This is a genomic window from Rathayibacter sp. AY2B3, from assembly GCF_002931755.1.
Classification (GTDB): Bacteria; Actinomycetota; Actinomycetes; order Actinomycetales; family Microbacteriaceae; genus Rathayibacter.
This window is the reverse complement of record NZ_PSUG01000013.1, coordinates 54,229-77,816: the sequence shown is the minus strand read 5'-3', so window position 1 is coordinate 77,816 and position 23,588 is coordinate 54,229. Positions and strand designations below refer to the sequence as shown.

The following is a 23,588-nucleotide window of genomic DNA, read 5'->3' as shown; positions in this document are numbered from 1 at the left end:
GGAGGGAGGGGGGAGGGAAAGACGAAGGCCCCCGGCACGGATGCCGGGGGCCTTCGGGGAGCGCGACTTATGCGCGGGACTTGCGGCCGACGATCGCGCCGTAGATGAGGAGGACGACGATCGCACCGACGACGGAGACGATGATGCTCACGATGTTGATGCCGTTGACGGCGTCCTGGATGCCGAACAGCGTGCTGAGGAAGCCGCCGAGAAGCGCGCCCACGATGCCGAGGACGATCGTGATGATCCATCCGCCGCCCTGCTTGCCCGGGAGGATGAGCTTGGCGAGCGCCCCGGCGATGAGGCCGAGGATGATCCAGCTGATGATGCCCATGATGTTTCTCCTTCAGTTCGTGCCCGATCGGCCGTTCCGATGCGAGCGGAGACACCGGCGGGCCGGTGTCCTGTGAGTCGTGGAAGCGGGGGTCAGCGGAGGCGGCGCTGCACCTTGTCGCGGGCCTTGCTCGCGATGGCGGTGAGCTGCTTGGCCTCGCGCTTGGAGGTCTTCTTGAGCTTCTTGCGGGTCTTCTTGGTGGCCGGGTCGTTCCACACGCCGAGTGCGAGGTGGCGCAGCTCTTCGTAGCGGCCACGACCGGCGCGGGAGCCGAACACGTAGGCGGTGAAGGCGACCAGTGCCAGCAGGACGAGGCGGGGGTTCATGCGGTGACCCTTCCATCGGAGAGCACCGGGTCGTGCTCGACACCCATTTGACTCTCCTGTGCGATCCGTGACAAACCGCGGCCCGACCATTGACAGGGACCCCTCGCATCGTGTTCCGCGTGCGCGTGTACCCGATTCAGCTGCAGGCCGGAGACGTCTCGGCCGGGAAGCGGTCGTGGAGGTAGCGGCCGTAGCCGCCCTCGACCCGGTTGTCGCGGCGGCCGGAGGTGACCACCTCGCCGTGGTCCGTCGCTCCGACCCGGGCGCCGCTCGCGCGCAGCCGGTCGACGAGCAGGACGTCCTCGTGCAGCGGCTCCTGCCCGAACCCGCCCGCGGCGAGGTACGCGCTCGCGCGGACGCCGAGGTTCGCGCCGTGGATGCTGCCGATCGACTCCTCCCGCGCGCGGACGTCGCGCCAGCGCGAATAGGCGCCGGGGGAGAGGTCGGCCGGGTCGGGCCGGACCGTGCCGAGCAGCGCGTCGTGCCGTCGGGCGTGCTCGACGTGGGCGGCCAGCCAGTCGCGGGGGACCACGGTGTCGGCGTCGGTGTTGGCGATCCACACCTGCTCGAGCGGAGCGGTGACGGAGGAGAGGGCGTGCGCGATCCCGGCGGAGCGGGCGGCGCCGACTCCGCAGCGGGCGAGCTCCAGCACCTCGGCGCCGGCGGCACGGGCCCGCCCGACGGTCGCGTCGGAGCAGCCGTCCGCGGCGACCACGAGGCGCATCCCGATGCCGGGCGCCCGGTGGGCGAGGTGGGTCGCGCTCGCCTGAACGGAGGCGATCAGGCTGCCGATCCGCTCCTCCTCGTCGCGCGCGGGAACGACGACCAGCACCTGCGCGAGCCGGCTCACACCAGCCCCGTCCGGCGGGCGACCGAGCGGGAGTCGCGGGCGTGGACCTCGAGCAGGACGTCCTCCTCCTCGTGGCGGGCGAGGCAGTGCAGGCCCAGGTCCGCCACGGCGGACTGCACGGCGTCGCCGTCGAGCGCGAGACCCTCGATCGGGTGCCGCCAGTGCACGGTGACGAGCTCGCCCGCGGGGGCGAGGGCGTCGCGGATGCTGCGCAGCACGCCGGGGAGGTCGTCGCCGAGGTAGTAGCCGACCTCCGAGAGCACGACCAGGTCGAACGGACCCTCCGGCACGCCGCGGGTGATGTCGTGGTGCTCGACCCGCACGTGCTCGAGCGGAGCGAGGCGGCGGGCGGCGCGCTCGACGGCGGCGCTCGAGACGTCGATCGCCAGCAGTCGGTCGGCCCGGACGGCCAGCGCCTCAGCCAGCACGCCGATCGAGGCGCCGATCTCCAGCACCGAGCCGTAGCGCTGCTCCGGCAGGCTCGCGAGGGTCAGGGCGCGCTTGCGCTGCTCGTACCAGCGGCTCGTGTACCCCCACGGGTCCTCGTGGCGGGCGTACAGCTCGTCGAAGTAGCTCATGCGATCCTCACCAGCCGGTCGTCCCCGGCGAAGGTGCGCAGGAAGAGCGGGTGGAGCACCGGGCCGGTCCCGTCGGGCCCGGGGCGGGTCTGGCTCGGATACCGGGAGCGGGCGCGGCGGGTGCGCTCGAGCAGCTCGTCGTCGAGCGGCAGGCGCACGAGGTCGCCCCACGGCACCTCGGGGTCCTCCGGGTCCGCCCAGTGCCACAGCCAGATCGGCGCGGCGAGCAGCGGCTGCCCGAGCTCGTGCGCGACCTCCGCGCAGACCTCGCCGACCACGCGGTGGTCGCGGTGCCCGTCCCCGGTCCAGGTGGAGAGGAGGAGGACGGTCCCGGAGGCGCCGGCCGCCCGCTCGCGCACCTCGTGCGCGATGCGCTCGCGGTGGTCCGGGGTCGCGGAGTCCGGCACGTCGAGGAAGGCGAGCCCGATCCCGGGGCCCAGCTCCGCCAGGGCGTCCGCGGCCTCCCGCCGGCGCTCTGCGGCCAGGTCCGCGTCCCGCTCGCCGTGGGCCGCGGCTCCGTCGGTCACGACGACGACGTCCACCGCGATCCCGCGCCGGCGCGCGAGTGCGATGGTGCCGCCGCAGCCGAGGGTCTCGTCGTCGGCGTGCGCGACGACGACCAGGACGCGCCGGATCTCCTCGGGCAGGGTCAGCTCCGGGAGGCGGTCGCGGCGGCCGTCCGCGCTCCAGCGCTCGAGAGGAGTGCCCTCGAGGCGCCCGTCGAAGGGCCGACTCACCAGGAGGCCGCCTCGCCCGAGGCGAGCACGGCGCGGCCGAGAGCGGCGTCGTCGCGCTCGGCGTGGTGCTGGCGGACGTAGAGCGCGAGGTCGGCGACCCGCTTGGCGTGCTCGGCGTCGAGGGCGAGCGGAGCCGGGCCGAGCGCGCGTCCGGCGCGGAGCAGGATCTCCTCCACCGCCCCGGCGACGCTCGCCCGCACGCGCTTGGCGAGCAGCGAGCCCCGGGGTCCGTCGGCCTCGCCCGCGTCGATCGCCGCGGCGGCCTCGTCCAGTGCCCGGCGCGACGCGGAGAGCGCCGTGTCGATCGCTCCGAGGTGGGCCAGGAGGTGCGGGTCCTCGCGCCGGGCGGCCGCAGCCGCGACGGCCGCCGCGACTCCGAGGGCTCCGCCGTGCCAGCAGGCGGCGACGCCGATGCCGCCCCAGGCGAAGCCGGGCCGGGAGAGGTACCAGCCGGAGTCGCCCACGGGAACGGCCCGGGCGTCGGAGAAGCGGACCGGTCCGCTGGGGACCTCCGTCAGCCCGCGCGCGTGCCAGGCGTTCTGCTCCGGCGTCGCCGTCCCGTCGCGCAGCGCCACGGCGAAGAGGCGGCGCTCGCCGGAGGCGTCCCCGACGTGCGCGGTGACGAGGGCGGCGTCGAGGCGGTCGGCCAGCGAGCACCAGGGCTTCACTCCGTCGAGCAGCCAGTCGCCGTCGCTCTCGCGGGCGACCAGAGGATCCCCGCCGCCCTCGGCCGCGAAGACCCCCCAGGCGGCGTCGGCGGAGACTCCGAGTCCGGACGGGTCCAGCTCCGCCTCGCCGAGGATCGCGAGAGCGTCGAGGTGCGGCTCCACCGCGCGCGCGACGCCGAGGTCGTGCCGGGCCAGGCGCTCGAGGAGCCCGTGCAGCTCGGCGGTGCGACCGGTGCCGGGCCGAGGCGCGTCCGTGCTCAGAGCGCGCGCGAAGGCGAGTGCGCCGTCGACGCCAGGGGGGAGGAGAGAGGAGGAGTGCTGGTCCATCGCCTCCGAAACTACGCAGTCGAGCGGGCGGCGTCCGGCGATTGTCCCCGAACGGAGGGGGTGCTAAGCGTCAGAGGTCCAGGTCGTTGATCCTGTGCAGGAGAGAGGCGAAGAGCTCGACGTCGGCGAGCGCCCAGCTGCGCAGCTCCTCGTGCATCAGCGCCTGGTTCGAGCTGCGGATCTCGCGCAGCCGCGCGGCGGTCGCTCGAGTCACCGAGAGGATCGTGGCGCGTCCGTCCTGGGGGTCGGGGGTGCGCTCGAGGAAGCCGAGGCGGTCGAGCGCCGTGATCTGGCGGCTGAGCGCCGACTTGTCCATCTCGAGAAGCTCGGCCAGCACGCCGGAGTGCACGGGCCCCCGGCGCTCGAGCGCCGAGATCGTCTTGTAGCCCAGCGGCGTCAGCTCCGGGTGGAGCCGCTCGGCGTAGGAGCGCATCGCCGCCCGCACGCGGTTGAAGAGGGTGCTGAGCTCGCCCTCCACCGAGGCGATCGCGGAGTCGACGTCGCGGGCGGAGTCGGGGGTCGGGCCGGTCATGCCTCCAGCATCCCGCGGGAGGGCCCTCCTCCTCGACTTGCGCCCGCGCGCCGCGATGACGTACGCTTCCCGTAGCCAAAGACCGCCGGTTTCCGGTGTGCGCACGAGCAGGGCCCCGGCCCCGCGGATCGCCACCGGACGAAGGATTCGCGAAGCGAATTGCCCGCGCAGGTGCACGAGTTCAGTTCCGCCTCACCGCGATCCCGAAGCTCCGCGCCCCTGTGCCGGAGCTTTTTTCTTTGCCTGCCTTCGGGCTACCGGCACGAGAATTCACAGGAGTAGCCATGGCGAACAAGGAAGCCTCGGTTGCCGAACTCACGGAGAAGTTCCAGAGCTCGACGGCCGTTCTGCTGACCGAGTACCGCGGTCTCACTGTTGCTCAGCTCAAGACGCTGCGCAAAGACATCAGTGAGCACGCAACCTACGCCGTGGTGAAGAACACGCTGACCAAGATCGCGGCGAACAACGCCGGTATCTCGTCCTTCGACGACGAGCTCGCTGGCCCCTCGGCCATCGCGTTCGTGCACGGCGACCCTGTCGCCGTCGCGAAGTCGCTGCGTGCCTTCGCCAAGGCAAACCCTCTCCTCGTGGTCAAGGGCGGTTACTTCGACGGTAACCCGCTGACCGCAGAAGAGGTGGGCAAGCTCGCCGACCTCGAGTCCCGCGAAGTTCTGCTCGGCAAGCTCGCCGGCGCCTTCAAGGCCTCGCTGTTCGGTGCCGCATATCTGTTCAACGCTCCGCTCTCGAAGGCCGTTCGCACGGTCGAGGCGCTGCGCGAGAAGCAGGAGTCCGCGAGCTGACGTCTTCCCCTCCCGGGAAGCAGTGCGCGCGCGGTTCGTAGACAAAGAAAAACAAGGAGAAAAATCATGGCAAAGCTCACGCAGGACGAGCTCATCGAGGCCTTCAAGGAGCTCACGCTCATCGAGCTCTCGGAGTTCGTCAAGAAGTTCGAAGAGGTCTTCGAGGTCACCGCTGCGGCGCCCGTCGCCGCCGCCGGTGTGGCCGGCCCGGCCGCCCCCGCCGAAGAGGTCGAGGAGCAGACCGAGTTCGACGTCGTGCTCGAGGCCGCCGGCGAGAAGAAGATCCAGGTCATCAAGGAGGTGCGCGCCCTCACCAGCCTCGGCCTCGGTGAGGCGAAGGCGCTCGTCGACGGTGCCCCCAAGGCGGTCCTCGAGGCCGTCAACAAGGAGACCGCCGAGAAGGCCAAGGCTCAGCTCGAGGGCGCCGGCGCGACCGTCACCGTCAAGTAGTCCCCCTCACCCGTCGCGGGTGCCGGCTCCGGCCGGTCGCTCGTCAGGGTGACGCAGGCACGCCTGCAGACGCAGGGCGTCGTCTCCTCGGAGGCGGCGCCCTTCGTCGTTCCCGCCCGACGGAGGCGCGCGCCCCTAGGATCGGAGCGTGACTGCTCACGATCTGCTCGCCGGGCTCCCCGCCCGCGACGTCCCGCCCAGCGAGGTCTCGCTCAGCGAGCTCCTGAGCGACTTCGTCTCGGTGACGCACCGGATCACCCGCCTCGCCGCCCAGGCGACCGGCAACCAGGAGTCGCAGGCCGTGTGGCGCACGCTCTCGGTGCTCCTCTCGATGGGACCGATGCGCCTGGGGGAGCTCGCCTCTCAGAGCCGCGTCTCGCAGCCCACGATGACCAAGATCGTGAAGAACCTCGTCGAGACCGGCTGGCTCGACCGCATCGCCGATCCCCTCGACGCGCGCGCCTGGCAGATCCGCCTCGCTCCTGCCGGCGCGGACGCGCTGCACGCCTGGCGGACGGACCTCGGCGACGCGCTGACGCCGATCTTCGCCGATCTGACCCCGGAGGACCGCCGCGTCCTCGAGCGGGCCGTCGAGATCATGCACGAGCGCCTCGTCGTCGGCCCGCGCGACTGACCCCCCTCCCGCACGGTTCTGCTGCGCGGCACACTGGTCGCGTGCAGATGCGACTCGAGCTCGTCCCCCTCCCCGTCAGCGACGTCGACCGCGCGGTCGCCTTCTACACGGAGGTGATGGGCTTCCACCTCGACCACGACGTGCGGCCCTCCGCGGTGATGCGCGTGGTCCAGCTCACCCCGCCCGGCTCGGCCTGCTCGATCGTGGTCGGCAGCGGGATGGGGCCCGGTCCGGAGGAGGGCGTCGTCCGCTCGCTCCACCTCGTCGTCGACGACATCGCCGCCGCTCGCGCGGAGCTCGTCGACCGCTCACTCGAGATCAGCGAGGTCCAGGACCTGGGCGGCGTGCAGTACGCGTACTTCGCCGATCCGGACGGAAACACCTGGGCGCTCCAGGAGATCGGGAGCAGGACGCCCCCGGAGTGAGTCAGTCCTCGGGCCAGCGGACCCGGGCGTCGACGTCGGGGTGCTTGCGCAGCCAGGCCGCGACGAAGGGGCAGCGCGGGACGACCGTGCCGCCCGCCTCCGTGATCGCGGTGACCGCGGCCCGCGCGAGGATGCTCCCGAGGCCGTGGCCCTCCCAGCCGTCGTCGACGACGGTGTGGGTGAGCACCACCTCGTCGCCCTGACGGGTGTACGCGGCGAAGCCGGCCGGCGTGCCGCCGACCTCGATCACGAAGCGGGACCGCTCGGGGACGTCGCGGACAGTGGGGGTGTCGGAGTCGCTCATGCTCCGATTCTCGCCCCCCGCGGCGCCGAGGTGCTGGTGCGGATCACCAGCGAGGCGGGGATCAGCGTGTGGCGGGCCGGGGGAGGGGGCTCGCCGCGGCCGAGGGCGGCCAGCGCGTCCAGCACCAGCGCGACCGCGAGCTCGCCCTGCTGGCGCGGGTCCTGGCGGATCGAGCTGAGACCGAAGAGCTCGGCGAGGGGGTGGTCGTCGATCCCGATGACGGAGACGTCCTCGGGCACCGAGAGGCCGAGCTCGCGCGCCGCGAGGATGATCCCGATCGCGATCTCGTCAGAGGCGGCGAAGATGGCCGTCGGCCGGGTCCGCGGATCGCCGAGGACCTGCCGTCCGGCGCTGTGCCCGCCGGGGATGTCGAAGGTCGTGGGCACGATGTCCTGCGCGCCGGGCTCGACGCCGGCGGCCGCGAGCGCCTGACGGAAGCCGTCGCGGCGCTGCGTGTGGACGTGGAAGTCCATCTCCTCCTCCGCGAGCCCGCCGATGTGGACGACCCGCTCGTGGCCGAGGGAGAGGAGGTGCTCCGTGGCGAGGCGGGAGGCGGCGACGTCGTCGATGCTGAAGGTGGGGATGCCGGGGAGCTCGCCGCCGATGCCGACGATCGGCTTGCCCAGGGCGAGGAGCGCCTCCGTCTCGTGCGGCGAGATCTCGAGGGTGACGGCGACGATCGCGTCGACGCGCTTGCGGACGAGGTAGTACTCGAACACGCTCCGGCGGGCGTCGAGGTGCTTGTCGATGTTGTAGAGGAGCAGGTCGTACCCGGCGGCGAGCAGGGCGCGCTCGATGCCCTCGATGATCCCGGCGAAGAACCACTGGTTGATGATCGGGATGATCACGGCGATGTTGTTGCTGCGGCCGGTGACGAGGCTGGACGCGTTGGCGGAGACGACGTAGCCCAGGCTCGTCGCGGCGCGCTCGACGCGCTGCTTCGTCCCCGCCGAGACGTAGCCCCGACCGCTGAGCGCGCGCGATACCGTCGCCTTCGACACTCCTGCGAGCTCGGCCACCTCTTCGATGCCTGGCACGGCGTTCCTCCCGACCGTCCGGCGTCGATGCTGGAAACGGTTCCAGGAAGTTATACCCCGCCCGGCGGCCGGACGTCGCGCCGAGATCGATCTCCATCCGGCCCCGCCGCCGCGATCGCTGTTCTGACGCCGAATCGTTATCTCAGAGAGCGCTCTATCACCGGCGTTGTGCTTTCATCGTTCTTGTGGAAAGGTTTCCCTCCGTGGGAGCCCACCCACACGAATCCGGTGATCCGCTCGGAGTTCCTCCTGGCATCGCCATCACCAGCATCCGAGTCGTCGCGGCACACGCTTCGAGCCGCCACAGCCTCCCGATCCCCGATCGGCGAGGAGCGGCCTGCTCAGCTGGTTCCACCACTCAATGAGGAGGAAGAATGCGGTCATCCCTGCACCGCCGTATCACCGTCCCGGTCGCCGTTCTGGCAGCGGCCGGCATCGCTCTCGCGGGCTGCTCCAGCAGCAGTGACCCCAACGACCCGAACGCCGGCGGCGGCAGCTCGGCCGGCACGGTCGGCACCGCCGACGGCGTCGTCAACATCTACGGCACCATCAACGGCGACGAGGCCACCCTTCTCGAGCAGTCCTGGGCGGACTGGGAGAAGGAGAACGACATCGAGATCAAGTACACGGGCGACAAGGAGTTCGAGAAGCAGATCGGCATCAAGGTCCAGGGTGGCGACACCCCCGACCTCGCGATCTTCCCGCAGCCGGGTCTGCTCGCCGACACCGTCGCCTCCGGCAAGGTGCAGGAGCTCCCGGAGGGCGCCCTCGCCAACGTCAAGCAGAACTGGTCCGAGGACTGGCAGAAGTACGGCCAGGTCGACGGCACCCAGTACGGCGCGCCGCTGATGGCGTCCGTCAAGGGCTACATCTGGTACTCGCCGGCCAAGTTCAAGGAGTGGGGCGTCTCCGTTCCCACGACGTGGGACGAGATGGAGGCGCTCGGCAAGACGATCGCCGAGAAGACCGGCGGACCGTCCTGGTGCGCGGGCTTCAACTCCGGTGAGGCCTCCGGCTGGCCCGGAACCGACTGGATCGAGGACGCCGTCCTCCGCGAGGCCGGCCCCGACGTCTACGACTCCTGGGTCGCCGGCGACACCCCCTTCACCGACCCGGCCATCAAGTCCGCGTTCGACTCCGTCGGATCGATCCTCCTCGACCCGACCCTCGTCAACGCCGGCTACGGCGACGTGAAGTCGATCAACTCCACCGCCTTCGGCGACGTCGCCCAGAACATGGCGAACGGCACCTGCGCGCTGACTCACCAGGCCTCGTTCTTCGAGGGCTTCCTGACCTCGGCCGGCGCCAACGTGGCCGAGGACGGCGACGTGTGGGCCTTCCTCACCCCGCCGGTCAAGGCCGACGACGCCCAGGCCGTCACGGGTGGTGGCGAGATGGTCGCCGCCTTCTCGAACGACGCCGACACCGCGAAGGTCCAGGAGTACCTGGCCAGCGCCGACTGGGCCAACAGCCGCGTCTCCCTCGGAGGCGTCATCTCCGCCAACACCGGTCTCGACCCGGCCAACGCGGGCAGCGACGTCCTGAAGGACTCCATCGCTATCCTCCAGAACCCGGACACCACGTTCCGTTTCGACGCGTCCGACCTCATGCCGAAGGCAGTGGGCTCGGACAGCTTCTTCAAGGGCATGGTCGACTGGATCGACGGCACGAGCACCGACCAGGCGCTCGAGGAGATCCAGGCCGGCTACACCTCCTAGCAGCGGAGCAGAGCCGCCGCTCCCGAGTGGCGGCTCAGCTGTGACGGCCCGGTCCCCGGATCCACGGATCCCGGGGCCGGGCCCCTCCTGAGTCCAGAGTCGCACTCGAAAGGGCGTCCATGTCCCCCATCACCATCTCGGGGTTCTTCCAGTGGCTGGCGGGAATCCCGCCGCTCGCGCAGATCCCGCTCATCCTCCTGGCCTTCGCGGCCGTGGTGGCACTCATCCTCTTCTTCGTCGAGATCGCGCCCCGCCGCGGCACCGGCTACACGATCCTCCGGCTCGCGGTCACGGTCGTCCTGCCGGTCGTCCTCCTGCTGGTCTTCGGCCTCTACAACTCGGTCCTCTGGGTCGCGGTGGTGGCCGCCGTCATCGGCGGTGCGCTGTTCCTGCTCGACTTCCGATCCCGCAAAGGCGCGGGCTACGGACTCCAGCTCATCGCTTTCATGGCACCGGCCGCGTTCTTCATCCTGATCGGCCTGATCTACCCGACGATCACGACCGCCTTCAACGCATTCATGAAGAACGACGGCTCCGGATTCGCCGGCATCGACAACTTCGTCTGGGTCTTCACCAGCCCCGACGGCATCACCGCCTTCCTCAACACGGTGGTCTGGGTGCTCCTGGCCCCCATCACGGCGACCGCCATCGGCCTCGCCTACGCGGTCTTCATCGACAAGAGCCGCGGCGAGAAGTTCTTCAAGCTGCTGGTCTTCATGCCGATGGCGATCTCGTTCGTCGGCGCGTCGATCATCTTCAAGTTCTTCTACGACGTCCGCCAGGGCGAGCAGATCGGCCTCCTCAACGGGATCCTCACCGCCTTCGGCGCCCCGCCGGTCGACTGGCTGGGACTCGAGCCGTGGAACACGCTGTTCCTCGTCGTCGTCCTCATCTGGACCCAGGCCGGATTCGCCATGACGGTGCTCTCCGCCGCGATCAAGGGCGTCCCCTCCGAGCAGCTCGAAGCGGCCTCGCTCGACGGCACCAGCGCGTGGCAGTCCTTCTGGAACGTCACCGTGCCCGGCATCCGCTCCTCGATCGTGGTCGTCCTCACGACGATCTCGATCGCGTCGCTGAAGGTCTTCGACATCGTCTCGGCGATGACCGGCGGCCGCTCCGACACCACGGTCCTCGCGTTCGAGATGGTCCGCCAGTTCCAGCTCGGCGCCCGCAGCGGCTACAGCGCGGCCCTCGCGGTCATCCTGTTCCTGCTCGTGCTCCCGATCGTCGTCTACAACGCCCGCCAGCTCGCCAAGCAGAGGGAGATCCGATGAGCGTCACGCCCACTCCGATCCAGGTTCCGGTCGACCGCAGCACCGAGCGCGCGCTCGCCCGCGGCGAGTCGAGGATCGAGGCGGCCAGCGGCAAGGTCAAGAAGGCGACGACGTCGCGCGGTGCCACGCTCGCCGCGCTGATCATCGCCGTCATCTGGACCGTCCCGACCCTCGGGCTGTTCATCTCGTCGTTCCGCCCCGCCAACGACATCAAGACGACCGGCTGGTGGACGATCTTCGCCAACCCCGGCTTCACCCTCGACAACTACGCGAACGCGCTCGACTCGGGCGACAGCCTGACGCTGGGCAAGGCCTTCGTGAACTCGCTGGTCATCACGCTGCCCGCGGCGCTGATCCCGATCACGATCGCCAGCCTCGCGGCCTACGCGTTCGCCTGGATCGACTTCAAGGGCCGCAACACGCTCTTCGTCCTCGTGTTCTCGCTCCAGATCGTCCCCATCCAGATGGCGCTCGTGCCGCTGCTGCAGCTGTTCTCGGACGGCCTGCGCATCGGAGGGCTCTACATCCTCCCCGGCCTCGGGGTGAACGGATTGGACGGCTCGTACGCGAAGGTGTGGATCGCGCACACGATCTTCGCGCTCCCACTCGCGATCTTCATGCTGCACAACTTCATCTCGGAGATCCCCGGCGAGGTCATCGAAGCGGCCCGCGTGGACGGAGCCGGCCACGGCCAGATCTTCTTCCGCATCGTCCTCCCGCTCTCGGTCCCGGCGATCGCCTCCTTCGGCATCTTCCAGTTCCTCTGGGTCTGGAACGACCTGCTCGTCGCGACGGTCTTCACCTCCGGACAGGGGCTCCCGATCACGAAGGCGCTGCAGGACCTCACCGGCTCCTACGGCCAGTCGTGGGAGCTGCTCACGGCCGGCGCGTTCATCTCGATCATCGTGCCGCTCATCGTGTTCTTCTCCCTCCAGAGGTTCTTCGTCCGCGGCCTCCTCGCCGGCGCCACCAAGGGCTGACGACCCGCGGGGGTGCCGTGGGCGGCGTTGTCGTCGTCGGCGGTAGCTCCGCTACAGCTCTCCTCCTCCGCCTTGCCCACGACACCCCCGCGGGCCGTCAGCACTGCTCGTCGGGGGAAGGGGGGGGCACGAACGAAGGCCCGGGTCCTGCTGCGCAGAACCCGGGCCTTCGTCGTGCGGTGGCGCCGGGGGCGGCCACCAGGGGCACGGCGCCGGAGGCGGCCATCGGGGGAGTGGCGCCTGCGGCGGCTACCAGGGGCACAGCGCCGGGGGCGGCCATCGGGGGAGTGGCGCCTGCGGCGGCCACCAAGGGCACAGCGCCTGCGGCGGCCGCCTTGCACGAGGGCCGGACAGTCGCGCGGCGACGCATCGAGATCGGGCGGATTCCGTGGTGGTCGAGTGGCCGCGCAGCGGAGAGGTGACCGGCGCGGTCGATCGGCTGGGGACGGCGCGGGGGACGCGGGGCGGGTTTGCACGACTTCGCCGTGGGCGGAAGGACGAGAGCGGGACGGCGGGCGGGGCTAGGGTCGAGCCGTGAGCAGGATGGGTGACGTCGCGGCAGGCGGCGGGATGCGCGGAGGGGCGCGCGGCGGGAGGATCTCGAGCAGCGATCCGGACAGCCAGCGGGAGATCAACGCGGCGGCTCCGAAGGTCGACGACCTGCTCCGGCGCATCGCGGGGCTCTTCCGCGACCACCGCCCCAAGCTCACGCTCACCGTGATCCTCGTGCTCGTCGGCGCCGCCCTCACGGTGGTGCCCCCGCTCCTCACCCAGCTGGCCTTCGACCGCGGGCTCTTCCCGCCCGGCGGACGCCCGAACCTCCCCGTACTGCTCGAGCTGGTCGGCGTCATGGTGCTGGTCTGGGCGTTCTCGGCGATCCTCGGCGTCTGGCAGACCTACCTCACCGCGACCGTCGGCAACACGGTCATGGGAGAGCTGCGCATCCGCCTCTTCCGCCACCTGCAGGCGATGGAGCTCGGCTTCTTCACCCGCACCCGCACCGGCGTCATCCAGTCGCGCCTCGCCAACGACGTCGGCGGCGTGGCCAACGTGCTCACGAACACCGTCTCGAGCGTGCTCGGCAACACAGTCACCGTGATCGCGGCCGTCGTCGCGATGCTCCTGCTCTCGTGGCAGATGACGATCGTCGCCCTCGTCCTCACACCGGTGCTCGTCGTGGCCCAGCGCCGCGTCGGCCAGGTGAGGGCGCGCATCGCGACGAAGACGCAGGAGTCGCTGTCGGAGATGACCGCGATCACCCAGGAGACCCTCAGCGTCTCGGGCATCCTCCTGGCCAAGAGCTTCGGCCGCCAGGAGTCGGAGGTGACGCGCTACGCCGACGAGAACGGCCGGCAGATCGAGCTCCAGGTGCGGCAGCAGATGTCCGGCCAGTGGTTCTTCGCGATGGTGCAGATCTTCCTCTCCGTCATCCCCGTGATCGTGTACCTCGTGGCCGCCTGGCTGATCCTCGGCGGCACCACCGTGACCGCCGGGACCGTCGTGGCCTTCACCACCGTGCAGGCGCGCCTGATGTGGCCGCTCCTGGGCCTGATGCGCGTCGCGCTCGACCTGCAGACGGCCGGAGCGCTGTTCGCCCGCATCTTCGAGTACCTCGACCTGCGCCCGGCGATCACCGACCGGGCGGATGCACGCGAGGTCTCGGGCGAGCTCGGCCGGGTCGAGCTCGACGACGTGGTGTTCCGCTACCCCGACCAGGCGGAGGACGCGCGCCCGACGCTCGACCACGTCTCGGTCGCGATCGAGCCGGGCCAGTTCGTCGCCTTCGTCGGTCCCTCGGGCGCGGGCAAGACCACCATCTCCTACCTCGTCCCGCGCCTGTACGACGTGGCCGGGGGAGCGGTGCGCTTCGCCGGCACCGACGTGCGCGAGCTGCGGCAGGAGTCGCTCGTCTCGCACATCGGCATCGTCAGCCAGGAGACCTACCTCTTCCACGCGACGATCGGCGACAACCTCCGCTACGCCCGCCCGGACGCGACGCAGGAGGAGCTGGAGGCGGCCGCGCGCGCCGCGAACATCCACGCGACGATCACGTCGTTCCCCGACGGCTACGACACCCTGGTCGGCGAGCGAGGCTACCGGCTCTCCGGAGGCGAGAAGCAGCGGCTCGCGATCGCCCGCGTCCTGCTGAAGGACCCGGCGGTGCTCATCCTCGACGAGGCGACCAGCGCCCTCGACACCGTCTCGGAGCGGATCGTGCAGACCGCACTCGACGACGCCGCCCGCGGCCGCACCACCATCGCCATCGCCCACCGGCTCTCGACCATCGTGTCGGCCGACGTTATCCACGTGGTGGAGGGCGGCCGGATCGTCGAGTCGGGCACCCACCGCGAGCTGCTCGGCCTCGGCGGCCTCTACGCCTCGCTCTACGCGCAGCAGACGGAGTCGGCCCTCCAGGGCTGAGTCGCGGCTGCGGCCGCGCGGCCGACCGCAGCCGACACGGAGTCGGCGCAGAACGTCAGCGGAGAGCACCCGCCCTTTCTCGACGGCGGAGGGGCACGGCTCTCAGCTGACGATGTGCGCGGCGCGCTCAGGCGGCGGGACGGTCCGCGAGCATCTGCTCCATCAGCGAGATCTCGGCCTCCTGGGCCTTCACGACGGAGGAGGCGAAGTCGGTGGCGACCGTCACGCGGCTCCGGGCGAGCAGCGCCTCGGCCATGTCGATCGCACCGCGGTGGTGCGCGATCATCAGCTCGAGGAACATCCGGTCGAAGTCGCGGCCGGACGCGCTGCTGAGGGCGGTGATCTGGTCCGGTGTCGCGAGACCGGGCATGCTCGCGGGCACGACGCCGTCCTCGGTCCCCATCCCCATCGACGAGTGCTCGTCGGCGGCTCCGGCCAGGGTCGGCCGGCCCATCCAGGTCATCGACGGCTCCGGAGCGGCCTGCGGCAGGCCCCACGAGTTCAGCCAGCCGAAGAGCTGCCCGGCCTGCTGCTGCTGGGTGAGCAGGATGTCCTTCGAGACGGTGAGGACCTCGTCGTCGGCACTGCGCTCGCGGGCGATCATCGCCAGCTCGGCGCCCTGCAGGTGGTGCACCTGCATGTCGCGCGCGAAGCCGGCCTCGGCGCTGGCGCTCGAGGGCGTCGCGGCGGAGGCGAACGGGGCGAGCGCGCCGAAGAGGTAGCCGCCGGCCGCCCCGAGGAGGAGCGCGACCACGGCGACCGCGGCGACGAGGATCCGGCCCCTACTGCTTGCCGGGCGCATCGATCCCTCCGGTGCAGGGGGCGCCGGGCTCCGGAGCGCTCGAGGACTGCCAGAAGCGCTCGACGAAGGCGTCGATGCGCGGGTCCTCGGGCGAGTCGATCGCGACCTGGGCGTCCCAGGCGCTCAGCACGATGGGCGACTCGAGACCCTCGTAGGGCGAGACGACGGAGTAGGTGTCGGGCATCGCGGCGATCAGCGCGTCGACCTCGCTCTGCGGGAGCGCGGGGTCGTAGGTGGCCCAGACGGCGCCGTGCTCGAGGTCGTGCACCGCGTTCTCGTTCGGGACGGGCTCGTCGTAGACGCCGCAGTTCATCCACACGGCGTTGTGCGGGCCGCCCGCCGGCGGGGTCTGCGGGTAGTCGACGGCACCGGCGACGTGGGTGGCGTCGTTGTCGAAGGTCTGCAGGCCGTCGATCTGGCGGGCCTCGACGATCTGCTGGTTGCCGAAGACGGTGACCGCGACGATCCCGCCGACCGCGAGCACGGCCAGGGCCGACAGCGACCAGATCCAGATGCGGGAGCCGCGCTTGCGGCGGTCCTGCTCGCGCTTGTAGGTCTCGAGCTTCTCCTGTCGGGCGCGGTTCTTGGCGGACAGCGTGTCTTTGGGCACGGCGGCGTCTCTCGTTCTGAGGGCGGAAGGCGCCTGTAGCGGGCGCAGGCGCCTGAGAGGCGCTCTCAGAGGATAACGAGCGAGGCTTCGGATCGGATCAATGCGCGGTCAGGGGATCTCGATGCGCCCGCGGGGCGGGCTGCTCGATCAGCGGAGGGCGGGGCGGGCTGCTCCTGCGGAGGAGGAAGGCCGCGGAGGAGTGGGATCCCGCGCCGCCGCTCCGACGCTCGGCCGCGCAGCCGCTGCTCAGGGGGCGAAGGTGAGCCAGAGCAGCAGGCCGTTCAGGACGATGAGGAAGACGGCGGCCAGCGCGGCGGCGAGGGTGGTGAACCAGCGGTTCGTCTGGTCGCCCATCAGGCGGCGGTCGCGGGTCAGGATCACGAGCGGCACGAGCGCGAAGGGGATGCCGAACGACAGGACCACCTGGCTGAGCACCAGCGCTCGCGTCGGGTCGAAGCCGATCGCGAGCACCAGGAGGGCCGGGATCAGCGTGACCAGACGACGGGCGACGAGCGGCACCCGCACCTGGAGCAGGCCGTGCATGATCTCGGCCCCCGCGTACGCGCCGACGGAGGTCGAGGCGAGGCCGGAGGCGAGCAGGCCGACGGCGAACAGGGTCGCGACCACCGGCCCGAGCGCCGCCCCGATGGCCGCGTGGGCGCCCTCGAGGCTGTCCGTCCCGGCGACTCCGGCCAGGGAGTGCGCGGCGAGGAGCAGGATCGCGAGGTTCACGGTGCCGGCGATGGCGAGCGCGATCGTCACGTCGATGCGGGTGGCGACCAGGATCCGCCGCCGCGCACCGACGCCCTCGACGTGGCCGAAGCGGTCGCGCGCGAGCGCGGAGTGGGCGTAGATCGCGTGGGGCATGACGGTCGCGCCGAGGATCGAGGCGGCGAGCAGCACCGACTCCGAGCCCTCGAAGCGCGGCACGAGACCGGTGACGGTCGCGCCCGCGTCCGGCGGATCGACGACCACGCCGACCGTGAAGCCGACGGCGATCAGCACCATCAGCGCCGTGATCACCCGCTCGAACGGCTGCGCCCCGCCCCGCGTCTGCACGAGCAGCAGCACCAGCGAGACCGCGCCGGTGACCACGCCGCCGACCAGCAGCGGCAGTCCGAACAGCAGGTTCAGCGCGATCGCGCCGCCGATCACCTCGGCCAGGTCGGTCGCCATCGCGACCGTCTCGGCCTGCAGCCAGTAGGCCCGGCGGCCCCAGCGGCCGCGCAGGCGGTCGCCGAGCAGCTCCGGGAGGCTGCGGCCGGTCATCAGGCCGAGCTTCGCCGAGAGGTACTGGATGAGCCAGGCCATCAGGTTGCCGAGCACCACCACCCAGACCAGGAGGTAGCCGAACCGGGCTCCGGCCGTCATGTTGCTGGCGACGTTGCCCGGGTCGAGGTAGGCGACTCCGGCGACCAGCGCCGGGCCGAGCAGGCGGAGGAGGTGGATGTCGGCCGGACGCCGCGGCGGTGCGGCGATCGGTGAGGTCATTCGGGGTCCGTTCCGGGTCGACGGCGGCGCTCGCGGACCCCCACGATAGGGCACCGGCGCGACCGGCGGCACTCCCCTCCCGGGAGAGCTCCCTGTGCCTCCGCTCACCCCCGTCACACGCCCGGAGCCGGTTGCTACGCTGGCGGGATGAGCCTGGATCGCGCACTTCCCGCACGCCCGGAGACCGGGATGGCGTACGCCGATTCGGTCCTCGACCTCATCGGCGACACCCCGCTGGTGAAGCTGGGCCCCGTCGCGGCGGACGTGCAGGCGACCGTGCTGGTGAAGGTCGAGTACCTGAACCCCGGCGGCTCGTCGAAGGACCGCATCGCGACTCGCATCATCGACGCCGCCGAGCGCGACGGGCTGCTGAAGCCCGGCGGCACCATCGTGGAGCCGACCAGCGGCAACACCGGCATCGGCCTCGCCCTCGTCGCGCAGCAGCGCGGCTACCGCTGCGTGTTCGTGCTGCCGGACAAGGTCGGCGAGGACAAGCGCAACGTCCTCACCGCCTACGGGGCCGAGATCGTCGTGACGCCGACGGCCGTCGCTCCGGAGGACCCCGCCTCCTACTACTCCGTCTCGGACCGGCTCGCCCGCGAGATCCCCGGCGCCTTCAAGCCCAACCAGTACGCGAACCTCAACGGCCCGCTCAGCCACTACGAGACCACGGGCCCGGAGATCTGGCGCGACACCGCCGGCCGGCTCACCCACTTCGTCGCGGGAGTCGGCACGGGAGGCACCATCAGCGGAGTCGGCCGCTACCTCAAGGAGGTGTCGGAAGGCCGCGTGCAGATCGTCGGCGCCGACCCCGAGGGCTCCGTCTACTCCGGCGGCGGCGGTCGCCCGTACCTCACCGAGGGCGTCGGCGAGGACTTCTGGCCGAGCGCGTACGACCCGAGCGTGGTCGACCGGATCATCGCCTCCAGCGACGCCGAGTCGTTCGCGATGACCCGCCGCCTCGCCCGCGAGGAGGGACTGCTCGTCGGCGGATCGAGCGGGCTCGCCGTCTCCGTCGCGCTCAAGGCCGCGGCCGGTCTCGGGCCGGACGACGTGGTCGTCGTGCTGCTGCCGGACGGCGGGCGCGGCTACCTCGGCAAGATCTTCAACGACCGCTGGATGCGCTCCTACGGCTTCCTCGAGATGCGCGACGAGGGCACCGTCCGCGACGTGCTCCGCGCCCGGGCGGCGAGCGGGCAGGCGGACCTCCCGGCGCTCGTGCACGCTCACCCGACCGACACGATCCGCGACGCGATCGGCATCATGACCGAGTACGGCGTCTCGCAGCTGCCGGTGCTGACCGCCGAGCCGCCCGTCGTGATGGGCGAGGTCGTCGGAGCCGTCGACGAGCGCGAGCTGCTCGACCGCGTCTTCGCGGGATCCGCCTCGATGAACGACCCGCTCGGCGACTGCGTGGGCGACGCGCTCGCGCTGATCGGGCTCGGCGAGAGCATCACCGCCGCCCGCGCCGCGCTCACCGAGCACAGCGCCCTCCTCGTCACCGACGAGGGCAAGCCCGTCGCGGTGATCACCCGACAGGACCTCCTCACCTACGCCACGGCCTGACGGCCGCCGCCTCCGCACCTCCGACCCAGGGAGCCCGCACCATGCCCAAGAAGCAGCACTTCGACACCCGCGCCATCCACGCCGGCCAGGAGTTCGATCCGACCACCGGCGCGGTCGTGCCGCCCGTCTACATGACCTCCACGTTCGTCCAGGACGGCATCGGCGGGCTCCGGGGCGGCTACGAGTACGCCCGTTCCGCGAACCCGACGCGCGACTCGCTCCAGGAGCTCATCGCGTCGCTCGAGGGTGCCGACGTCGCCTACTCCTTCTCCTCCGGCCTCGCCGCCGAGGACACCCTGCTGCGCGCCGCTCTCGCGCCCGGCGACCACGTCGTCCTGGGCAACGACGCGTACGGCGGCAGCCACCGCCTGATCGACCGGGTGCACAGCGCCTGGGGCGTGCGCAACACGGCCGTCGACATGTCGAACCTCCGCGAGGTGCAGCGGGCGATCGTCCCCGGCGAGACGAAGATGCTCTGGGTCGAGACCCCGTCCAACCCGCTGATGACCATCAGCGACATCGCCGAGCTCGCCGACCTGGCCCACGCGCACGACCTGATCGTCGTCGTCGACAACACCTTCGCCTCCTCCGCCCTGCAGCAGCCGCTGGCCCTCGGTGCCGACGTGGTCGTGCACTCGACCACGAAGTACCTCGGGGGCCACTCGGACGTCGTCGGCGGCGCACTCGCCCTGCGCTCGGGTCCGCTGGCCGAGAAGATCGCGTTCCTGCAGTTCGCGGTCGGTGCGATCTCGGGCCCGATGGACGCGTGGCTCACGGTCCGCGGCATCAAGACCCTCGGGGTGCGGATGGAGCGCCACTCCATCAACGCGCAGGCGGTCGCCGAGTTCCTCGTCGAGCACCCGGCGGTGACGGCGGTGCACTACCCGGGCCTGCCCTCGCACCCCGGCCACGAGCTGGCGAAGCGCCAGATGTCGCGGTTCGGCGGGATGCTCTCGCTCGAGCTCGCGACGCCGCGCGCGGCCCGGAAGTTCGCCGAGTCGACCGAGCTGTTCCAGCTCGCGGAGTCGCTGGGCGGTGTCGAGTCGCTGATCGGCTATCCGAGCGAGATGACGCACGCGTCGGTCAAGGGCACGCCGCTCGAGGTCTCGGAGTCGCTGGTGCGGCTCTCGGTGGGTCTCGAGGACTCGTCCGACCTGATCGCGGACCTGTCGGCGGCGCTGCCGAAGAAGTAGGGCGCGAACGCCGCCCCGCGGGGCGGTATCTCGATGGTGCGCCTGATCCTGCCACTGCGAGGATCGGGCGCATGACCTCTCCGCGCCGCTTCGTCGACCTCAGCCACACCGTCTCCGACGGGCTGGTGACCTACCCGGGCCTGCCCTCGCCGCGCATCCGGCCGCATCTCACCCGGGAGGCGTCCCGCGCGTCCTACGCGCCCGGCACCGAGTTCGCGATGGACGTCATCGAGATGATCGGCAACACGGGCACCTACCTCGACAGCCCGTTCCACCGCTACGAGGGCGGAGCCGACCTCGCCGCGCTCCGCCTCGAGACCCTGGTCGATCTGCCGGCGGTCGTGATCGACGCGTCCGGCGCCTCCGAACGGGGCATCGGGGCGGACGCGGTCGCGGGGCTCGACGTCCGCGGCGCCGCCGTCCTACTCCGCACCGGCTGGGACGTGCACTTCGCCACGCCCGGGTACGGCACCGGCGCCCCCTTCCTCAGCGGCGCGGCGGCGGAGGCGCTCGTCGCCGGCGGCGCGGCGCTGGTCGGCATCGACTCGGTCAACATCGACGACACGGAGTCGGCCGGATCGCGGCCCGCGCACTCGGCCCTCCTCGCCGCGGGAGTGCACGTCGTCGAGCACCTCACCGGCCTGGACGGTCTGCCCGCGACAGGGGCGCGCTTCACCGCCGTGCCGCCGAAGGTGCGGAGCTTCGGGACCTTCCCGGTGCGGGCCTTCGCGGTCGTCGACGAGCCCTGACCGGCGCAGGGCGCCCGGGAGCGTCCGGCTAACCTGGACCGATGCATCCCGCTCTCGCCGCCGTCGGCCGGCGCGTCCGGCCCCGTACGCGCCTCGCGGCGCTGGGCCGCCGCGTCCGCCCCCGCACGCGGCTGCGCTCCGCGGCCCGGGTCGTCCGCACCGCCCCGCAACGCCTCTCGGAGCGCCGCGCCGCCGTGATCGCCGCCCGGCCGATCGACCACCCCTCGCCCGCGCTCCGGCGCGAGCTGCTGCTGCTCGCCCTGGCCAACCGCTTCTCCCGCCGCTCCGCGGTCGATCCGGCGGGCGAGGTCGTGGTGACGATGACCACGCACGGCGAGCGGCTGCAGCGGGTCCACGTGGCGCTCGAGTCGATCGCCCGCGGCGACGCCCGGCCCGCGCGCCTGGTGCTCTGGCTCGACGACCCGGCCCTGCACGCCGACCTGCCCGCGCCGCTGCGCCGCCTCCGCCGCCGCGGCGTCGAGATCCGCCTGGTCGACGGCTACCGCGTGCACACGAAGTACTACCCGCACCTGCTCTCGGGCCGGGCGGGGGAGCGCGACCTCGTCACCTCGGACGACGACATCGTGTACCCGCGCACCTGGCTGAAGGGCCTGCTCGACGCCCGCTCGCGCTATCCCCGCGAGACCGTGCTCTGCTACCGCGCCCACCGGGTGGGGATCGTCGACGGCGCGGTCGCTCCGTACACGAGCTGGACCCCGGTCGCGGACACGCGCGCATCGTCCGACGTCTTCGGCACCTCCGTCTCCGGGCAGCTGCTGCCCGCCCCGCTCCTCGGCGAGATCGCCGCTCACGGGGACGCGTTCCGCGAGATCGCCCCGGACGCCGACGACATCTGGCTGCACGTGCGAGCCGTCGACGCCGGCTACCGGATCGCGCAGATCGAGCCCCGCGCCCAGCTGTTCCCGTTCGTGCCGCGCACCCAGCAGTCCGGGCTCTACCTCGTCAACTACTGGGACGGCGGCAACGACCGCCAGGCCCGCGCGGCCTACACGCCCGAGGTGACGGCGCGGATCGCGGCCGACGCCTCCGCGCGAGGGGAGATGCCCTGATGCGCCTGCTGTTCGTGAGCAACCTCTACCCGCCGCAGGTGCTCGGCGGGTACGAGATGACCTGTGCGCGCGTCGCGGAGGCGATGGCCGCCCGCGACCACACCGTGCGGGTGCTGACCACGCCGACGTACCTGCCGCCGGAGCCCTCCGGCGTCGAGGTGCACCGCACGCTGAGCCTGCGCACCTACTTCCCGCTGCCGCAGACGGGCGGCGAGATCGCTCAGCTGATGCACCACGAGAGCGCCGTCTCGCGATTCGAGAACACCCGCATCCTGCTCGAGGAGCTGCGGGACTTCGCACCCACCCACGTGGTGGCCTTCAACCTGCTCGGGATCGGCGGCCTCGCGCTGATCGACCTCCTGCGAGCGGTGGAGGCCCCGTGGATGTGGAACCTCGGCGACCGCATCCCGAACGCCCTGGTCGACGGGCTGCCGGAGCGCGTGCTCCGCGTCTACGGCGCCCAGGCCCCCGACCACTTCGACCGCGGCGAGATCGTCGCGGTCAGCCGCTCGCTCGTCGACGCGATCGAGGCCGGCGGGCTGAGCCTGGGCGAGGTCGAGGTGATCGGACGCGGAGTGTCCGTTCCCCCCGACACCGCCGAGCCGCGGCGCTACCGCGAGGGCGGGACGACCCGGTTCACCTTCGCCGCGTCGCTCGGCGAGCACAAGGGCGTCGGGCTGGTACTGGAGGCGGCGGCGTCTCTCGCGGAGGAGACCCGCGACTTCCGCGTGGACCTCTACGGCGACGGAGACGTGGACGGCTGGCGTGCGCGGGCGCACGAGGCGGGCCTGGCCGGCCTGGTCGAGTTCCACGGAGCGACTCCGCACGCCGAGGTGCTCGCGGCGCACGGCCGGGCCGACGCGTTCCTCTTCCCGACCTGGGCCGGAGAGGCGTTCGGCGTCGCGCCGGTCGAGGCCGCCGCGGCGGGCGCCGTGCCGATCGTGACGGCGGCCAGCGGAGTCGCGGAGTTCCTCATCGACGGGGTGGACTGCATCAAGATCACCCGCTCCGCCCCGGCGCTCCTCGAGGCGATGCGGGACGTGGTCAGCGGGGCGGTGGACCTCGAGGCGCTCGGCCGCCGCGGTCGGGAGGCGGCACGCGGCCCGCTCTCCTTCGAGCGCTCCGTCGAGCTGATCGAGGCCTCGCTCGAGCGCCGCTCCCGGCCGGGCCTCGCCGACCGCCTCGCCGACACCACCCTCGAGGCCGACATCATGGACAAGGATCTGCGGGCGATGGACGTGCTCCACCGCCGCTTCTCCGGACGGGACCACGACGATGACCAGTGACCACGACTTCCTCCAGGACCCGGGCTCCGCGCCCACCCGGTTCGGCCGCGGCGGCGCCGTGCTCCGCGACGCGGTGCACCGTCTGGTCGCCCCCTGGTTCGAGCAGGCGCGGCTGCGCACGGAGGAGCTGCGCGCCGAGACGGCGGCCCTGCGCGACGAGGTGGCCGGGCTCCGCGGCGAGCTGAGCGCGGTGCAGGGCGACGTCTCCGTGCTGCGGGACGAGTCGGCGGGCCTCCGGGCGGCTCTGGACGAGCTCAGCGCGTCGGTCGCGGCCGAGCGCGTCTCGTCCGAGGCGGCGGGTGCGGCGGCCGCCGAGCAGGCCGCGGACGCGGCAGCGGCTCTCGACGAACGTGTCCGCGGGACCGAGCTCGAGCTGCGCGCGGTCACCCGGCGCGTCGCGGAGGCGCTCGACCGCTGAGGCGGCGA

The 23,588-nt window shown here is 71.9% G+C and carries 26 protein-coding genes; 14 read left to right on the top strand and 12 right to left on the bottom strand.

Translation table 11 applies throughout. The features are described from left to right. Positions 1–67: 67 nt before the first annotated feature. The 7 genes from C5C24_RS06350 to C5C24_RS06320 form a co-directional block, all read right to left on the bottom strand. Positions 68–334 (bottom strand): GlsB/YeaQ/YmgE family stress response membrane protein, encoded by a 267-nt coding sequence (locus tag C5C24_RS06350; protein WP_104224330.1) that lies wholly within the window; start codon positions 332–334, stop codon positions 68–70. 92 nt (positions 335–426) lie between these two features. Beyond that, complete coding sequence (locus tag C5C24_RS06345; protein ID WP_104227476.1) at positions 427–660, bottom strand: hypothetical protein; 234 nt, start codon at positions 658–660, stop codon at positions 427–429. A 136-nt stretch (positions 661–796) separates the two neighbouring features. Further along, positions 797–1,510: a glycosyltransferase family 2 protein gene (locus C5C24_RS06340; RefSeq protein WP_104276744.1), complete on the bottom strand. Its 714-nt coding sequence runs from the start codon at positions 1,508–1,510 to the stop codon at positions 797–799. After that, positions 1,507–2,088, bottom strand: coding sequence for a class I SAM-dependent methyltransferase (locus tag C5C24_RS06335; protein ID WP_104304560.1), 582 nt, complete (start codon positions 2,086–2,088; stop codon positions 1,507–1,509). Before C5C24_RS06335 ends, C5C24_RS06340 begins: the two co-directional genes overlap by 4 nt. After that, positions 2,085–2,825, bottom strand: coding sequence for a PIG-L deacetylase family protein (locus tag C5C24_RS06330; protein ID WP_181135490.1), 741 nt, complete (start codon positions 2,823–2,825; stop codon positions 2,085–2,087). The genes C5C24_RS06335 and C5C24_RS06330 overlap by 4 nt, the downstream gene beginning before the upstream one ends. Beyond that, the gene (locus C5C24_RS06325; protein WP_104304559.1) at positions 2,822–3,820 is read right to left on the bottom strand and encodes an acyl-CoA/acyl-ACP dehydrogenase; all 999 of its coding nucleotides are present in this window, start codon (positions 3,818–3,820) and stop codon (positions 2,822–2,824) included. The genes C5C24_RS06330 and C5C24_RS06325 overlap by 4 nt, the downstream gene beginning before the upstream one ends. A 70-nt stretch (positions 3,821–3,890) precedes the next feature. Next, on the bottom strand, positions 3,891–4,352 hold the full coding sequence (locus C5C24_RS06320; RefSeq protein ID WP_104276741.1) for a MarR family winged helix-turn-helix transcriptional regulator: 462 nt from the start codon (positions 4,350–4,352) through the stop codon (positions 3,891–3,893). Between the two features lie 284 nt (positions 4,353–4,636). On the opposite strand from C5C24_RS06320, the gene rplJ reads away from it, so the two are divergent. The 4 genes from rplJ (at position 4,637) to C5C24_RS06300 (ending at position 6,661) form a co-directional block, all read left to right on the top strand. After that, positions 4,637–5,152 carry a 50S ribosomal protein L10 gene (gene rplJ / locus C5C24_RS06315; RefSeq protein ID WP_055791018.1) on the top strand — a complete coding sequence of 172 codons (516 nt, stop codon included), beginning with the start codon at positions 4,637–4,639 and terminating at the stop codon, positions 5,150–5,152. Between the two features lie 66 nt (positions 5,153–5,218). Next, positions 5,219–5,602, top strand: a complete 384-nt coding sequence (gene rplL / locus C5C24_RS06310; RefSeq protein WP_104224335.1) for a 50S ribosomal protein L7/L12 — start codon at positions 5,219–5,221, stop codon at positions 5,600–5,602. A gap of 148 nt (positions 5,603–5,750) precedes the next feature. Beyond that, positions 5,751–6,236: a MarR family winged helix-turn-helix transcriptional regulator gene (locus C5C24_RS06305; RefSeq protein WP_258065065.1), complete on the top strand. Its 486-nt coding sequence runs from the start codon at positions 5,751–5,753 to the stop codon at positions 6,234–6,236. Between the two features lie 41 nt (positions 6,237–6,277). Next, the gene (locus C5C24_RS06300) at positions 6,278–6,661 is read left to right on the top strand and encodes a VOC family protein (protein WP_219812841.1); all 384 of its coding nucleotides are present in this window, start codon (positions 6,278–6,280) and stop codon (positions 6,659–6,661) included. 1 nt (position 6,662) lies between these two features. On the opposite strand, the gene C5C24_RS06295 is transcribed toward C5C24_RS06300, so the two are convergent. Both C5C24_RS06295 and C5C24_RS06290 read right to left on the bottom strand, forming a co-directional pair. Next, a complete protein-coding gene (locus C5C24_RS06295; RefSeq protein ID WP_104276740.1) occupies positions 6,663–6,965 on the bottom strand; it encodes a GNAT family N-acetyltransferase in 303 nt (100 codons plus the stop codon). Next, complete coding sequence (locus C5C24_RS06290; protein ID WP_104281771.1) at positions 6,962–8,002, bottom strand: LacI family DNA-binding transcriptional regulator; 1,041 nt, start codon at positions 8,000–8,002, stop codon at positions 6,962–6,964. Before C5C24_RS06290 ends, C5C24_RS06295 begins: the two co-directional genes overlap by 4 nt. Before the next feature lie 374 nt (positions 8,003–8,376). Here C5C24_RS06290 and C5C24_RS06285 point away from each other — a divergent pair, with 374 nt between their 5' ends. From C5C24_RS06285 to C5C24_RS06270, 4 genes are all read left to right on the top strand, one after another. Then, complete coding sequence (locus C5C24_RS06285; RefSeq protein WP_104276739.1) at positions 8,377–9,720, top strand: ABC transporter substrate-binding protein; 1,344 nt, start codon at positions 8,377–8,379, stop codon at positions 9,718–9,720. A 119-nt stretch (positions 9,721–9,839) separates the two neighbouring features. After that, on the top strand, positions 9,840–10,994 hold the full coding sequence (locus tag C5C24_RS06280; RefSeq protein ID WP_181110114.1) for a carbohydrate ABC transporter permease: 1,155 nt from the start codon (positions 9,840–9,842) through the stop codon (positions 10,992–10,994). Further along, positions 10,991–11,974, top strand: coding sequence for a carbohydrate ABC transporter permease (locus C5C24_RS06275; RefSeq protein WP_104276738.1), 984 nt, complete (start codon positions 10,991–10,993; stop codon positions 11,972–11,974). Before C5C24_RS06280 ends, C5C24_RS06275 begins: the two co-directional genes overlap by 4 nt. Before the next feature lie 543 nt (positions 11,975–12,517). Beyond that, on the top strand, positions 12,518–14,395 hold the full coding sequence (locus tag C5C24_RS06270) for an ABC transporter ATP-binding protein (RefSeq protein ID WP_104247708.1): 1,878 nt from the start codon (positions 12,518–12,520) through the stop codon (positions 14,393–14,395). Between the two features lie 127 nt (positions 14,396–14,522). On the opposite strand, the gene C5C24_RS06265 is transcribed toward C5C24_RS06270, so the two are convergent. The 3 genes from C5C24_RS06265 to C5C24_RS06255 form a co-directional block, all read right to left on the bottom strand. Continuing rightward, on the bottom strand, positions 14,523–15,197 hold the full coding sequence (locus C5C24_RS06265) for a DUF305 domain-containing protein (RefSeq protein ID WP_104276737.1): 675 nt from the start codon (positions 15,195–15,197) through the stop codon (positions 14,523–14,525). Then, a complete protein-coding gene (locus tag C5C24_RS06260; protein WP_258065064.1) occupies positions 15,178–15,807 on the bottom strand; it encodes a DUF3105 domain-containing protein in 630 nt (209 codons plus the stop codon). Before C5C24_RS06260 ends, C5C24_RS06265 begins: the two co-directional genes overlap by 20 nt. Before the next feature lie 246 nt (positions 15,808–16,053). Further along, positions 16,054–17,298, bottom strand: coding sequence for an Nramp family divalent metal transporter (locus tag C5C24_RS06255; RefSeq protein WP_104304558.1), 1,245 nt, complete (start codon positions 17,296–17,298; stop codon positions 16,054–16,056). Between the two features lie 189 nt (positions 17,299–17,487). Here C5C24_RS06255 and C5C24_RS06250 point away from each other — a divergent pair, with 189 nt between their 5' ends. The 6 genes from C5C24_RS06250 (at position 17,488) to C5C24_RS06225 (ending at position 23,580) form a co-directional block, all read left to right on the top strand. After that, positions 17,488–18,864, top strand: a complete 1,377-nt coding sequence (locus tag C5C24_RS06250) for a cystathionine beta-synthase (RefSeq protein ID WP_104276735.1) — start codon at positions 17,488–17,490, stop codon at positions 18,862–18,864. 41 nt (positions 18,865–18,905) lie between these two features. Then, positions 18,906–20,057 carry a cystathionine gamma-synthase gene (locus tag C5C24_RS06245; protein WP_104276734.1) on the top strand — a complete coding sequence of 384 codons (1,152 nt, stop codon included), beginning with the start codon at positions 18,906–18,908 and terminating at the stop codon, positions 20,055–20,057. A 71-nt stretch (positions 20,058–20,128) separates the two neighbouring features. After that, a complete protein-coding gene (locus C5C24_RS06240; protein WP_104281769.1) occupies positions 20,129–20,806 on the top strand; it encodes a cyclase family protein in 678 nt (225 codons plus the stop codon). A 41-nt stretch (positions 20,807–20,847) separates the two neighbouring features. After that, positions 20,848–21,876 carry a glycosyltransferase gene (locus C5C24_RS06235; RefSeq protein WP_104304557.1) on the top strand — a complete coding sequence of 343 codons (1,029 nt, stop codon included), beginning with the start codon at positions 20,848–20,850 and terminating at the stop codon, positions 21,874–21,876. Beyond that, positions 21,876–23,162 carry a glycosyltransferase gene (locus C5C24_RS06230; protein ID WP_104304556.1) on the top strand — a complete coding sequence of 429 codons (1,287 nt, stop codon included), beginning with the start codon at positions 21,876–21,878 and terminating at the stop codon, positions 23,160–23,162. Before C5C24_RS06235 ends, C5C24_RS06230 begins: the two co-directional genes overlap by 1 nt. Beyond that, entirely contained in the window at positions 23,152–23,580 is a 429-nt protein-coding gene (locus C5C24_RS06225; RefSeq protein ID WP_104281766.1) for a hypothetical protein, read from the top strand. The genes C5C24_RS06230 and C5C24_RS06225 overlap by 11 nt, the downstream gene beginning before the upstream one ends. Positions 23,581–23,588: the final 8 nt, after the last annotated feature.